Source organism: Acidovorax sp. GW460-11-11-14-LB4 (assembly GCF_059423685.1).
This window is the reverse complement of sequence record NZ_JBWKYJ010000051.1, coordinates 22644-36377: the sequence shown is the minus strand read 5'-3', so window position 1 is coordinate 36377 and position 13734 is coordinate 22644. Positions and strand designations below refer to the sequence as shown.

13 protein-coding genes are annotated in these 13734 nt (G+C 63.6%); 10 read left to right on the top strand and 3 right to left on the bottom strand.

The features are described 5' to 3' along the window. The 3 genes from AC07X4_RS16935 to AC07X4_RS16925 form a co-directional block, all read right to left on the bottom strand. Positions 1-571, bottom strand: a 571-nt coding sequence (locus AC07X4_RS16935) for an NAD(P)H-hydrate epimerase (protein WP_494740718.1), incomplete at its 3' end; no start/stop codon positions are given. Positions 572-657: 86 nt separating this feature from the next. Then, the gene (locus AC07X4_RS16930) at positions 658-1890 is read right to left on the bottom strand and encodes an FAD-dependent oxidoreductase (protein ID WP_436075447.1); all 1233 of its coding nucleotides are present in this window, start codon (positions 1888-1890) and stop codon (positions 658-660) included. Positions 1891-1942: 52 nt separating this feature from the next. After that, positions 1943-3298, bottom strand: coding sequence for an amidase (locus AC07X4_RS16925; RefSeq protein ID WP_494740717.1), 1356 nt, complete (start codon positions 3296-3298; stop codon positions 1943-1945). Between the two features lie 179 nt (positions 3299-3477). Between AC07X4_RS16925 and rpsB the strand changes: the two genes are divergently transcribed. The 10 genes from rpsB to AC07X4_RS16875 all read left to right on the top strand — a co-directional run bounded on the left by rpsB (position 3478) and on the right by AC07X4_RS16875 (position 13725). Further along, positions 3478-4230, top strand: a complete 753-nt coding sequence (rpsB, locus tag AC07X4_RS16920; protein WP_056067188.1) for a 30S ribosomal protein S2 — start codon at positions 3478-3480, stop codon at positions 4228-4230. Between the two features lie 106 nt (positions 4231-4336). Next, positions 4337-5263 carry a translation elongation factor Ts gene (gene tsf, locus AC07X4_RS16915; RefSeq protein ID WP_015013552.1) on the top strand — a complete coding sequence of 309 codons (927 nt, stop codon included), beginning with the start codon at positions 4337-4339 and terminating at the stop codon, positions 5261-5263. A 56-nt stretch (positions 5264-5319) separates the two neighbouring features. Next, positions 5320-6042, top strand: a complete 723-nt coding sequence (pyrH, locus tag AC07X4_RS16910) for a UMP kinase (protein ID WP_008906712.1) — start codon at positions 5320-5322, stop codon at positions 6040-6042. Positions 6043-6091: 49 nt separating this feature from the next. Next, positions 6092-6652, top strand: coding sequence for a ribosome recycling factor (frr, locus tag AC07X4_RS16905; protein WP_056067192.1), 561 nt, complete (start codon positions 6092-6094; stop codon positions 6650-6652). 23 nt (positions 6653-6675) lie between these two features. Continuing rightward, a complete protein-coding gene (gene uppS / locus AC07X4_RS16900) occupies positions 6676-7407 on the top strand; it encodes a polyprenyl diphosphate synthase (protein WP_056067194.1) in 732 nt (243 codons plus the stop codon). Between the two features lie 27 nt (positions 7408-7434). After that, positions 7435-8289: a phosphatidate cytidylyltransferase gene (locus AC07X4_RS16895; protein ID WP_494740716.1), complete on the top strand. Its 855-nt coding sequence runs from the start codon at positions 7435-7437 to the stop codon at positions 8287-8289. After that, complete coding sequence (gene ispC / locus AC07X4_RS16890; protein ID WP_494740715.1) at positions 8286-9467, top strand: 1-deoxy-D-xylulose-5-phosphate reductoisomerase; 1182 nt, start codon at positions 8286-8288, stop codon at positions 9465-9467. The genes AC07X4_RS16895 and ispC overlap by 4 nt, the downstream gene beginning before the upstream one ends. A 29-nt stretch (positions 9468-9496) precedes the next feature. Continuing rightward, the gene (gene rseP, locus AC07X4_RS16885) at positions 9497-10861 is read left to right on the top strand and encodes an RIP metalloprotease RseP (RefSeq protein WP_494740714.1); all 1365 of its coding nucleotides are present in this window, start codon (positions 9497-9499) and stop codon (positions 10859-10861) included. Positions 10862-10906: 45 nt separating this feature from the next. Then, on the top strand, positions 10907-13204 hold the full coding sequence (gene bamA, locus AC07X4_RS16880) for an outer membrane protein assembly factor BamA (protein ID WP_056067201.1): 2298 nt from the start codon (positions 10907-10909) through the stop codon (positions 13202-13204). Next, positions 13204-13725 carry an OmpH/Skp family outer membrane protein gene (locus AC07X4_RS16875; RefSeq protein WP_056067203.1) on the top strand — a complete coding sequence of 174 codons (522 nt, stop codon included), beginning with the start codon at positions 13204-13206 and terminating at the stop codon, positions 13723-13725. Before bamA ends, AC07X4_RS16875 begins: the two co-directional genes overlap by 1 nt. Positions 13726-13734 lie beyond the last annotated feature (9 nt).

Below are 13734 nucleotides of genomic sequence, written 5' to 3'. Positions count from 1 at the left end.
GAGTGGGGGTGTCGGGCGCCAGGCCCGCGGCAAACTGGCCGGTGTCCGCGTCCAGCCCGCTGGGCAGGTCCACGGCCAGCACGGGGGCCGGGCTGCGGTGCAGGGTTTGCAGGCAGGCCTGGAGCCTTGCGTCGGGCGCGCGTGCGGGGCTGTGGGGTGACGAAGAGACGCCAATGCCCAGCAGCGCATCAATGCACAGATCGTTGGCCCCCAGATCGTCGGGGGCAGTGTCTGCCCAGGATACGCCCGCATCCCGTGCGCGCTGCCAGGAGGCCCTGGCATCCGCCGGGGCCGTATCGGGCTGGCCCAGCCAGGTCACGACCACTCTGCGGCCATTGCGCTGCAGGTGCATGGCAGCCTCCAACCCGTCACCCCCGTTGTTACCGGGGCCGCAGGCAATCCACACGGTGCCTGCGTGGGGTGCCAGCGCCTGGGCCAGTTGCGCGACGGCCAGGCCGGCGCGCTGCATGAGCGTGTGCGGGGGCAGGGCGGCTGCCGCCGCTTTTTCCAGGCGGCGAGTGGCGGCCGTGTTGAACAGGGGATAAGGCTGGTGGGCGGTGATGCGGTGCATGGGCTGCAGGGGGCAAGGGCTGCTGCCAGCGGCAGCGCGCCTGCCATTGTGCGCCGACGCCCCGTGGGGGCAAAGCGCAGGAAGGTTCAGAACCGCCGCATGCCTAGCCCGTCCAGCGACACCTCGGGTTCCCGCTGCGCGATCAGGTCGGCCAGTGCCCGCGCGCTGCCGCAGGCCAGGGCCCAGCCGCCAGCGCCATGGCCAGTGTTGAGCCACAGGCCCGGCACGCCGCTGGCGCCCACCACCGGGGCACCGTCGGGCAGCATGGTGCGGGCACCGCGCCAGATCTGCAGGTTGGATGAAAGCTGCGCGCCCCCGGGGAACCAGTCGTTCAGCGTGCGGTACAGACGCTGCAGTGTGGGGGTGTGGTGCTCGGCATCGGCCCCGGCCAGTTCAGCGCCACCGGCAATGCGCACGCGCTGGCCCAGGCGGGTGATGGAGATTTGCTGGCCCGCATCCACCACGCTGGCGCGGGGGGCGTGGGTGGATTCGCGCAGTGGGGCGCTCACGGAGTAGCCGTACACCGCCGCCATGGGCAGCCCCAGGCCCAGTGCGGGCAGCAGCGTGGCCGATGCCATGCCGGCGCACAGCACCACGGCATCAAAGCGGCGCAGGTCCGTTTCGCCCTGCAGCACCACGCCCGTGGGGCTGGTGCCGACGCGGTCTACGCGGGTGTTGAACACAAACTGCACCCCCGCACCCTGGATGCCCTGGCGCAGCAACTGTGCAAACAGACGGCAGTTGCCGGCGCGTGCATCGGGCAGGTGGATCGCGCCGGCCAGCGGGGCTTCGGGCGAGAGGCCAGGCTCGATCTGGCGCGCCACATCGGCGTCGATCTCACGCAGGGCCACGCCGCTGTCGCGCAGCACTTGCAGCGCGGGCTGCAGGCGGGCGCGGTCTTCTTCAGTGCGCAGCAGCACCAGGCGGCCGTCGCTGGCTTCAAAGTCCAGCTCATGCTGGTTCGCAATAGCCTGTAGTCGAGCTTGGCTGTATTGCGCCAGGCGTTCGACCGCGGCGGCCGGGGCGCTGTGGCTGCGCGCCATGCTGCGCCAGCGCCGCAGCCAGGCCCAGTTGGCGCGGGTCAGGCCGCCAGCCAGCCGCAGGGTGGCCTGTGTCCCCATCAGTCGCAGCGGCTGGCCGAATCCCGGCAGCGCCCAGGGGCTGAGCAGGTGGGGCGCCAGCAGCCCGGCGGTGGCAAAGCTGGCCTCTTCGGCGGCCGCACTGCGTTGTTCAAACACCGTGACTTCGTGGCCGTCGCTGGCCAGTTCGTACGCGGTGGTGACGCCGACAATGCCGGCGCCCACGATGGCAATCTTCATGAATTTGGGTGTTTTTGGCTTGTAGCGCTAGTGAATAATGCGCTGGTAGCTATTATTTTTGTAGTGTTTGCTCGATCTGCAGGCTGATGTTGAGCACCGTGTCATCCCTGAGCGCCCCGTGCCAGACCATCAGCCCGACCGGGAGTTCCCCTTGCACATGGCAGGGCAGGGACAGCGCGCAGCCGTCCAGCAGGTTGACCACGCTGGTGTTGCGCAGCAGCAGGTTGTTTACGCGGAAGAACTCGGCATCGCGTGCGGCGTCCTGGGCCTTGTCCACGCCATCTGCGGGGGCGACATCGGCTAGCAGTGGCGCCAAGATGGGCACGGTGGGGGAGAGCAGGGCGTCGTAGGGCTCCATGTCGGCGAGCATGCGCGCAATCCATTGCTGGCGCGCCTGCAGCAGGTCGATGTATTCCCAGGCCATCAGCGTGGCCCCTTTTTCGATGCGCATGCGCACTCGGGGGTCGTAGCGGTCGCCTGCGCGCTGCAGCAGCTCGCGGTGCCAGGCGTAGGCTTCGGGGGCGGCAAAGCCGTAGGCGGGCTGCTCCAGCACGGCGGGCAATGCGATGGTGTAGATCTGTGCGCCCGCCTGGCGCAAAGCTTCCACACTACGCTCAAAGGCGCGCGCCACGGGGGCGTCGAGCCCTTCCAGGAAGAGGGTGGTCGGCACCGCCAGCCGGTACTGGGACAGCGGCGCCAGGCTGCGCGTCACGCGCCGGGCGGCCAGCACCTCGTGCGCCACGATGGCGTCGCGCACGGTGCGCGTCATGGCGCAGGCGGTGTCCAGGGTGGTGGACAGCGGCACGGCGCCGGCGGTAGGCACCAGCCGGGCGGTGTTCTTGAAGCCCACGATGCCGTTGAGCGCTGCAGGAATGCGGATGGAGCCACCGGTGTCCGATCCCAGCCCGATGAACGCCGCGCCAGTGGCCACCGATACCCCGGCGCCGGACGAAGACCCGCCGGGCACGCGGGGCGCGCTGGGCAGGGCGCCAAAGCGGGCATCCCAGGCAGCAGGCGTGCCGTAGTGGGGGTTGACGCCCACGCCAGAGAACGCGAACTCCACCATGTTGGTGCGGCCGATCAGGCTGGCGCCCGCTGCGCGCAGGCGGGCCACGGCCGGGCAGTCCTCGGCTACTGCGGGAGCGTCTGCGAGCGCGGTAGAGCCCGCCGGGGTGGGTTGGCCGGCCACGTCAAACAAGTCCTTCACCGACACCGCCAGCCCGGCCAGGGGCAGCTGGGCCACACCCGGCTGCACCGCCGTGGTGCGTGCCTCGTCAAACAGCGTGCGCACAAAGCTGTGGGTGTTGGGTGTGGCCTGGGCGGCGTCGATGCAGCGCTCGAGCTCGGCGGGCGCGGTGTTGGCGCCGTCCCGCAGTTGCTCACGGGTGGCGATCAGGTCAGGGAGCATGGGTGTGCTAGAATCTTTGGGTTTTGCTGGGAGCAGTGGTGCAAGGTTTGCACAACCGGCGTGGCCGCTGCGGCAAGACCAATCGCAAAGCAGCCCTGTCAAGGTGTTGCAGTGTTCGTGAGGATCACGGCACTGCAAATATTGGGGCTGATTTTAGACCTAACCTTTGGAGTATTTTTATGTCCGTTACCATGCGCGAAATGCTGGAAGCCGGTGTCCACTTCGGTCACCAAACCCGCTTCTGGAACCCCAAGATGGCCCCCTACATCTTCGGCCATCGCAACAAGATTCACATCATCAACCTGGAAAAGTCGCTGCCACTGTTCCAGGAAGCCCAAAAGTTCGCCAAGCAACTGGCTGCCAACCGCGGCACGATCCTGATGGTCGGCACGAAGCGCCAAGCCCGTGAAATCCTGGCCACCGAAGCGCAACGCGCTGGTGTGCCTTTCGTGGACCAGCGCTGGCTGGGCGGCATGCTGACGAACTTCAAGACCGTGAAGACCTCGATCAAGCGCCTCAAGGACATGAAGGCTCAGCAAGAAGCTGGCCTCGAGAACCTGAGCAAGAAGGAGCAACTGACGTTCTCCCGCGAAATCGAAAAGCTCGAAAAGGACATCGGCGGCATCCAGGACATGGCTGCTCTGCCCGACGCCATCTTCATCATCGACGTGGGTTTCCACAAGATCGCCGTGGCCGAAGCCAAGAAGCTGGGCATCCCGCTGATCGGTGTGGTTGATACCAACCACTCGCCCGAAGGCATCGACTACGTGATCCCTGGTAACGACGACTCGGCCAAGGCCGTGACTCTGTACGCCCGTGGCATCGCTGACGCGATCATCGAAGGCCGTGCCAACGCCGTGAATGAAGTCGTGAAGGCTGCAACCGCCGAGAGCACCGACGAATTCGTGGAAGTGCAAGAAGCCGCTGCCTGATAGCCCGGCTGCGCGATCCGTCGCGAACAAAAGCGGGGCCCCTGGTGAGCCCCCTTTTTTTTAGCCCGAATCTGAACTGACTGAACTGAATACTGAAGGAATAAAGATGGCTGCAATTACCGCAAGCATGGTGGCTGAACTGCGTGGCAAGACCGACGCCCCCATGATGGAATGCAAGAAGGCGCTGACCGAAGCCGACGGCGACATGGCCAAGGCGGAAGAGCTGCTGCGCGTCAAGCTGGGCACCAAGGCAGGCAAGGCCGCGTCGCGCGTGACTGCTGAAGGCGTGGTCGCCAGCTACATCGACGGAACCACGGGTGCTCTGGTCGAAGTCAACAGCGAAACCGACTTCGTTTCCAAGAACGACAGCTTCATTGCCATGGCCAACGCCGCTGCCAAGCTGGTGGCACTGCACAACCCCGCCACGGTGGAAGCCCTGGGTGCACTGCCCTACGAGCAAGACAGCTTCGGCCCCACGCTGGAAGATGTGCGCAAGGGCTTGATCGGCAAGATCGGTGAAAACATGTCGTTCCGCCGCTTCAAGCGCTTCAGCGGCTCCAATCTGGCAGCCTACCTGCACGGCTCGCGCATCGGTGTGGTCGTCGAGTTCGACGGTGACGCCACCGCCGCCAAGGACGTTGCCATGCACGTGGCCGCCATGAAGCCCGTGGCCCTGACCAGCGCCGATGTGCCTGCCGATCTGATTGCCAAGGAGCGCTCGGTCGCCGAAGGCAAGGCTGATGAAGCCAACAAGGAACTTGTGGCTGCCGGCAAGCCTGCACAAAGCGCTGAAATCACGGCCAAGCGCATCGATGGCGCGGTGCAGAAGTACCTCAAGGAAGTCTCGCTGGCCGACCAGGTCTTCGTGAAGGCTGCCGACGGCAAGCAAACCGTGGCCCAGATGCTCAAGGCTGCCAACACCAACGTGAAGGGCTTCACCCTGTACGTGGTGGGCGAAGGCATTGAGAAGAAGGTGGACGACTTTGCTGCCGAAGTGGCTGCCCAGGTGGCTGCTGCCAAGGCTGCTGCCTGATCGTTCCCTGTAACCACCCCACCAAAGCCTCGTACCACTTACTGGAGAAATTTCCCATGTCCAACGCTGCACCAGCCCATAAGCGCATTTTGCTCAAGCTGTCTGGTGAGGCGCTGATGGGGGATGACGCCTTCGGTATCAACCGCGCCACCATCGTGCGCATGGTCGAGGAGATCGCCGAAGTGACCCGCCTGGGTGTCCAGGTGGCCGTGGTGATCGGTGGGGGCAATATTTTCCGTGGTGTCGCCGGGGGCTCGGTCGGGATGGACCGTGCCACCGCCGACTACATGGGCATGCTGGCCACCGTGATGAACGCCCTGGCCCTGGCCGACGCCATGGACAAGCAGGGCCTGGTGGCCCGCGTGATGTCCGCCATTGCCATCGAGCAGGTGGTCGAGCCCTATGTGCGCCCCAAGGCGCTGCAGTATCTTGAAGAGGGCAAGGTCGTGGTCTTCGCGGCCGGTACGGGCAACCCGTTTTTCACCACCGACACAGCAGCTGCCTTGCGTGGCGCGGAAATTGGCGCCGAATTGGTGCTCAAGGCTACCAAGGTGGACGGCGTTTATACTGCCGACCCCCAGAAGGATCCCACGGCGACGCGCTACACCAAGCTCAGCTTTGACGAGGCCATGTCCCGCAATCTGGGCATCATGGACGCGACTGCCTTCGCTCTGTGCCGTGACCAGAAGCTGCCCGTGAAGGTGTTCTCCATCATCAAACACGGCGCCTTGAAGCGCGTGGTGATGGGCGAAGACGAAGGTACGCTGGTTTACGCTTGATCACGATGGAAAGGCCTGCATCGCATGCAGGTCGGCCCGAGGAGAAAACATGACGATTGCCGACATCAAGAAGACTGCTGAAACCAAGATGGACCAGTCCATCACCGCGTTCAAGAACAACCTGCAGAAGATTCGCACCGGTCGTGCCAATCCGGCCCTGCTCGATACGGTGCAGGTCGAGTATTACGGCTCCCTGGTTCCACTGAGCCAGGTGGCCAACGTGGCGCTGATCGATTCGCGCACCATCAGCGTGCAGCCCTGGGAAAAGGGCATGGGCGCCAAGATTGAAAAGGCCATCCGCGAAAGCGATCTGGGCCTGAACCCCGCCTCCATGGGCGACCTGATTCGCGTGCCCATGCCCCCCATGAGCGAAGAGCGCCGCAAGGAAATGACCAAGCTCGCGCGCAACGAGGGCGAGAGCGCCAAGATCGCCGTGCGCAACCTGCGCCGCGATGCCAACGAATCCGTCAAAAAACTGGTCAAGGACAAGCTGGCGTCCGAAGACGACCAGAAGCGCGCCGAAACGGAAGTGCAAAAGTTCACCGACAAGCACATCGCCGAGATCGACGCGCTGGTGGCCGCCAAAGAGCAGGAAATCATGGCGGTTTGAGCCCCCAGGGCTTGAACATTCCCATGTCTGTATCTCCGGTGGTGCCACACCACATTGCCATCGTCATGGATGGCAACGGCCGCTGGGCAACGCGTCGCTTTTTGCCGCGTCTGGCCGGCCACAAGCAAGGGGTTGACTCACTTCGCCGCTGCGCACGCGCTTGTGTGCAGCGCGGCGTCGGTGTGCTTACGGTGTTTGCGTTCTCTTCCGAAAACTGGAACCGCCCCGCCGACGAGGTCTCCGGCCTCATGGAGCTGCTGGCGATGGCGCTGGCGCGCGAGGTGCCCCAGCTCAAGAAAGACGGCGTGCGTCTTCATTTTGTGGGCGAACGTGGCAGCCTTTCGCCCAAGGTGCGAGACGGCCTGGGTCAGGCAGAAGCCGCCACGGCGGACAACACCCGCCTGGTGCTCAACGTCTGCTTCAACTACGGAGGCCGCTGGGACATCGCGCAGGCGGCTGCATCGCTGGCTGCCCGTGGCGAGCCCATCACTGAGGCCAGTCTGCACAATGCGATGGGATTGGCCCACGTGCCCGACCCCGACCTCGTGATCCGCACCGGGGGAGAAATGCGGATCAGCAACTTTTTGCTCTGGCAATCGGCATACTCCGAGTTCTTCTTCAGCGACCGACTGTGGCCCGATTTCGATGAGTCCGCCCTGGACGAGGCCATCGACGCCTTCAGCCGCCGCGAGCGCCGTTTTGGCAAAACCTCTGAACAGATTCTGTCCGCGCATCCTGATCCGATGCCGGGTTGAGAACCTGAACAGGTTCTGAAAGCCCCCATGCTTCAACAGCGCGTCATCACAGCCCTTGTTCTGCTGGCCATCTTGTTGCCCGCGCTTTTCTACGCCAACACCATACCGTTCACGCTGGTCGTGCTGGTTCTGATGGCTGCCGGGGCTTGGGAATGGGGTCGTCTGAGCGGCTTTGGCCAAGCAGGCTCCGTGGCGGTGGGTGTGGCCTGTGTGGCCTTGTGCGCCGGGTCGTGGGCGCTGGGCTGGGTCGATCGCCCGTTGACTGCCCTGTGGGTGGTGGGCGGCGGGCTGTGGGTCCTGGCGGCTGCCTGGCTGCTCAAGGCCGGAGTGCCCGGCTGGCCCCGCATACCAGCCGGTGTGCGTCTCGTGGCTGGCGTGCTTGCCTTGTGGCTCGCGTGGCTGGCCGTGGTGCAGGCCCGCAATGTGGGCATCAATTTTTTGCTGTCGGTGCTGCTGCTGGTGTGGGTGGCGGATATTTTTGCCTACTTTGCGGGGCGTGCGTTTGGGTTGCGGTTTACCAAGGGCAAGCTGGCACCCTCGATCAGTCCTGGGAAGAGCTGGGAGGGCGTGTGGGGAGGCCTGGCGGGGGTGATGGTGATGGCCTTCGTCTGGGTGGCGGCCGATGCCCGCTGGCAGGCGGCAGTGCCCAGTTTCTACAGCCGTATGGCGCAGCAGGGCTGGTGGTTGCTGGTGATTGCGGCGTTGTTCATGGTGGCCATGAGCGTGTCGGGTGACCTGGTGGAGTCGCTCATCAAGCGCAGTGCCGGTGTTAAGGACAGCAGCGGCCTTTTGCCCGGACACGGCGGCGTGCTTGACCGCGTGGATGCCTTGCTGCCCACACTGCCCCTGGCCATGATGCTCACGAGCCTGACAACCCTATGAAGAAACAACGACTCACCGTTCTCGGTTCCACCGGCTCCATCGGGACCAGCACGCTGGATGTGGTGGCACGCCACCCGGAGCGCTTCGAGGTGTTTGCCCTCAGCGCTGCGACGCAAGTGGATCTGCTGCTGCAACAATGCGCGCAGTTTCGCCCTCGCTACGCGGTGATGGCCAGCGCATCCCATGCGGCGAAGCTGGCAGAAAAATTGCAGGCCAATAGCCTCCCGACACAAGTGATAAAAGCGCAAGATGCTCTTGAAATCATAGCGTCCCATGATGAAGTCGACGCCGTAATGGCGGCTATCGTGGGGGCTGCCGGTCTGGCTCCGTGTCTGGCTGCGGCGCGCGCGGGCAAACGATTGCTGTTGGCCAACAAGGAGGCCCTGGTGGTGGGTGGCGGGCTGTTCATGCAGACCGTGCGCGACGGCGGTGCCACACTGCTACCCATCGACAGCGAACACTCTGCGATCTTCCAGTGCCTGCCAGAAGACCCTGCCACTTGGTCTGACCGTGTGGACAGCATCCTGCTCACGGCTTCGGGCGGCCCGTTCCGCCTGCGGGACCCTTCCACTCTGTCGCAGATCACCCCTGACCAGGCCTGTGCGCATCCCAACTTCTCGATGGGACGCAAGATTTCCGTGGATTCGGCCACGATGATGAACAAGGCGCTGGAGGTTATCGAGGCCCGCTGGCTGTTTGACCTGCACCCAGACCAGATCAAGGTGGTCATCCACCCGCAGCAGATCATCCATTCGATGGTTCAGTTCAAGGACGCCTCCATCCTTGCACAGCTGGGTACGCCCGACATGCGAGTGCCCATTGCCTGCGGCCTGTCCTGGCCCGAGCGCATTACCAGCGGGGCCAGCAAGCTGGATTTCTCGACCCTGAGCGCCCTCGCGTTTGAAGACGCGGACGCCATTCGCTTCCCGGGCCTGCACCTGTCCTGGCAGGCGCTGAAGGCGGCCGAGGGGACCACTGCCGTGCTGAATGCGGCCAACGAGGTGGCGGTGGGCGCCTTTTTGTCGGGTCGGTTGCGTTTTGACCATATTCATGCGGTCAACCTTGCAACTTTGGATGCAGTTTCGCCCTCCAAGCCCGATTCGCTCGCCGCGTTGCTGGATCTGGACACCCAGGCCCGCCATGCGGCTGAACATGTGGCGGGCCGTCTGGCTGCCTGACTGCCGGCCCACTCAGGAACCAACCATCCATGCTGCTTACTATCGCTGCCTTCATCGTCGCCCTCGGTCTTTTGATCGCAGTGCACGAATACGGGCACTACCGCGTGGCGGTGGCCTGTGGGGTCAAGGTATTGCGGTTCTCTGTGGGTTTCGGCAAGCCGCTATTGCGCTGGCAGCCCCAGGGGTCTCCCACGGAGTTTGTGCTGGGAGCCTTCCCATTGGGGGGCTATGTGCGCATGCTGGACGAGCGAGAGGCACCCGTTGCCGCAGAGGAGCGGCATCTGGCCTTCAACACCCAGCCCCTGCGCTCGCGAGCAGCCATCGTTGCGGCTGGGCCCATTGCCAATTTGTTGTTGGCAGTGCTGCTGTATTCGGTGGTGAACTGGAACGGTGTCGAGGAGCCCCGGGCCATCCTGGCAAGCCCGGTCGCAGGGTCGGTCGCACACAGTGCCGGGTTGCGGGGCGGTGAACTGGTAGAGCGCGCCGCATTGGGGGCAGAAGACCTGGAGCCAGTTCGTTCGTTTGAAGACCTGCGGTGGCTACTGACCCGTGGTGCGCTTGAGGGGCTGAACGTGCGTCTTGACGTCCAGTCCGCCCATGGTACGGGCCATCGTGAGGTTGTGCTCGACATGTCCCGGATCGACAGCCGTGAGGCTGATGCCCAGCTGTTTCGCAAGGTCGGCATCCTGGGGCCTTGGACCCGCCCTGTGTTGGGCGAGGTCATGGCGCAAAGCGCGGCTGAGCGCTCTGGCCTGCGCCAAGGTGATGTGGTGCTCAAGGTGGGGCAGACCGATGTGGTGGACGGCCAGCAACTGCGCGAGTTGATCCGGCAGTCGGTGCGGGGCAACGAGCCATTGGCGCAGCCATGGCGCGTCGAGCGCGGTGGTCAGGTGATGACACTGGACGTGTTGCCCGAGGCTGTGACCGAACCGGGTAATACGGTGGGGCGCATTGGCGCCTATGTGGGAGCTGCACCAGAATTTGTCACGGTGGACTACGGGCTGGTCGATGGTCTGTGGGGTGGTGTGGTGAAGACCTGGGATGTGTCGCTGCTGACCCTGCGCATGATGGGCCGCATGGTGATCGGCGAGGCGTCGCTCAAGAACCTCAGTGGCCCCTTGACCATTGCCGACTACGCAGGCCGCTCAGCCAGCATGGGGCTGACGCAGTACCTCATCTTTCTGGCACTGATCAGTGTGAGCCTGGGGGTGCTGAACCTGCTTCCGCTGCCAGTCTTGGACGGTGGGCACCTGATGTATTATCTTTGGGAGGGTGTCACGGGCAGGGGTGTGTCGGACGCATGGATGGAGCGATTGCAGCGTGGAGGCGTTGCTGTCCTGCTTGTCATGATGTCCATAGCTCTGTTCAACGATATCACCCGGCTCTTTGGCTAACACTTTTGCCGCGCTTGCCCTGCAACTGCGGCTCCCGCTTCATTCATGAAAAAACACATCAATCGCCTGGGCGTGCGTACCGCATCGGCCGTTGCAGCCATGATTTTTGCCGCCAATGCGGCATGGGCTCTGGAGCCATTCAAGGTGCAGGACATTCGCGTGGAGGGCTTGCAGCGTGTGGAGCCGGGCACCGTGTTTGCATCCATGCCCCTGCGGGTGGGTGACGACTACAACGACGAAAAAGGCGCCGCAGCAATTCGTGCGCTGTTCGGCCTGGGACTCTTCAAGGATGTGCGCCTGGAGGCCAGCGGCAACGTTCTGGTGGTGGTGGTCGAAGAGCGCCCCACTGTCGCCGACGTGGACTTTGCCGGTGCCCGTGAATTCGACAAAGATGCGCTCAAAAAAGCCATGCGCGAAGTGGGCCTGACGGAAGGGCGTCCTTATGACAAGGCGCTCACCGATCGCGCCGAACAAGAGCTCAAGCGCCAGTACATCAACAAGAGCCTGTACGGCGCCGAGGTGGTGACCACGGTCACGCCCATCGAGCGCAACCGCGTGAACCTGACCTTCACGATCACGGAAGGTGAGCCCGCACGCATCAAGGAAGTGCGCATCGTGGGCAACAAGGCGTTCAGTGAATCCACGCTCAAGGGCCTGTTCGACCAGGACACGGGGGGCTGGCTGAGCTGGTACACCAAGTCCGATCGCTACTCGCGCACCAAGCTCAACGCCGACCTTGAAACCCTGCGCTCGTATTACCTGCAGCGCGGCTACCTGGAGTTCCGTGTGGACTCGACGCAGGTCGCCATCTCGCCGGACAAGCAGGACATCTCCATCACCGTGAATGTGACGGAAGGCGAACGGTATGTGGTGTCGGGAGTGAAACTCGAAGGCAACTATCTGGACCGCGAGGACGAGTTTAAGTCGCTGGTGACCATTCGCCCCGGCGAGCCCTACAACGCGGACCAGGTGACTGAAACCACCAAGGCGTTTTCCGAATACTTTGCCCGCTTTGGTTTTGCGTTTGCCCGCGTGGAGGCTGTGCCCGAAATCGATCGTGAGAACAATCGCGTCAATTTTGTGCTGCAAGCCGAACCAGCACGCCGCGCCTATGTGCGCCGTATCAACGTCAGTGGCAACAACCGCACGCGTGACGAAGTCATTCGCCGTGAGTTCCGCCAGTACGAGGCCTCCTGGTACGACGGCGACAAGATCCGCCTCTCCCGCGACCGCGTGGACCGCCTAGGCTTCTTCACGGAAGTGAACGTGGAAACCCAGGAAGTGCCTGGCTCTCCCGACCAGGTCGATCTGGTGATCAACGTGGCTGAAAAGCCCACCGGCTCGTTGCAACTGGGCGTGGGTTTTTCCAGCGCCGAAAAGGCGTCTCTCTCGTTCGGTATCAAGCAGGAAAACATCTTTGGCTCGGGCAACTACCTGGGCATCGACGTCAACACGAGCAAGTACCGGCGCACGCTGGTGTTCAGCACCACCAACCCGTACTTCACGCCCGAAGGCATCTCGCGCACGCTCGATGTGTACTACCGCACCGACAAGCCCTACGAAGACCAGGGGGGCAATTACCAGCTGGTCACCACCGGGACCTCCGTGCGTTTTGGTGTGCCTTTCAGTGAGACCGACACGGTGTTCTTTGGCGGTGGGCTGGAGCAGACCCGCATCAAGCCCGGCACGAACATCCCGGCCACCTACTTGTTTTACGCAGACAAGTTCGGCTACAGCAGCACCTCGATTCCATTGACTGTGGGCTGGTCCCGTGACGACCGGGACAGCGCCTTGGCGCCCAACTCCGGCCGTTACCAGCGCCTCAATTCCGAATGGTCTGTGGCAGGCGATGCACGCTACGTGCGGGCCAACTACCAGTACCAGCAATACATCCCCCTCAACAAGCGCTTCACCATTGCGTTCAACGGCGAGGCCGGTTACGGCAAGGGCTTGAACGGCCGTCCGTTCCCGGTATTCAAGAACTTCTACTCGGGTGGTCTGGGCTCGGTGCGTGGTTTCGACCAGGGCACCCTGGGACCGCGTGATGTGACCGGGGCCTCGTTGGGTGGACCCAAGAAGATCACGCTGAACACCGAGCTGATTGCTCCGTTCCCGGGTGCTGGCAATGACCGGACCCTGCGTGTGTTCACGTTCCTGGACGTGGGCAATGTGTACGGCGAGAACGACAAAGTTACCTTCAGTGACATGCGTGCCTCCGTGGGCCTGGGGCTGAGTTGGATTTCGCCGCTCGGTCCCTTGCGTTTGGCGTTTGCGCAGCCAGTGCGCAAGTTCGCCGGCGATAGAATCCAGAAACTGCAATTCCAGATTGGAACGTCTTTCTAATGAAATCCTTTTCTCGCCATCTCTCCGTGGCCTTGCTGCTCGGCACCGTTGCCATCGCAGCCCCTGCACAAGCGCAAGAGTTCAAAGCCGGTTTCGTCAACACTGATCGCATCTTCCGAGAAGCCACCACAGCCAAGGCTGCGCAGGCCAAGCTGGAGCAGGAGTTCTCCCGTCGCGAGAAAGAACTGGTGGACCTGGGCAACACCCTGAAGACTGCCAGCGACAAGTTTGAGCGTGAAGCACCCACCATGGCGGAGAGCCAACGCACCGCGCGCCAGCGCCAGCTGGTGGACCAGGACCGCGACTTCCAGCGCAAGCGCCGTGAATTCCAGGAAGACCTGAGCGCCCGCAAGAACGAAGAGCTGTCGCAAGTGCTCGAACGCGCCAACAAGGTGGTCAAGCAGGTGGCCGAGGCCGAGAAGTACGACGTGATCCTGCAAGAGGCCGTCTACATCAATCCCAAGCACGACATCACCGACAAGGTGATCAAGGCCCTGAATGCCGCTGCTGCAGCCAAGTAAGCCGCTGCG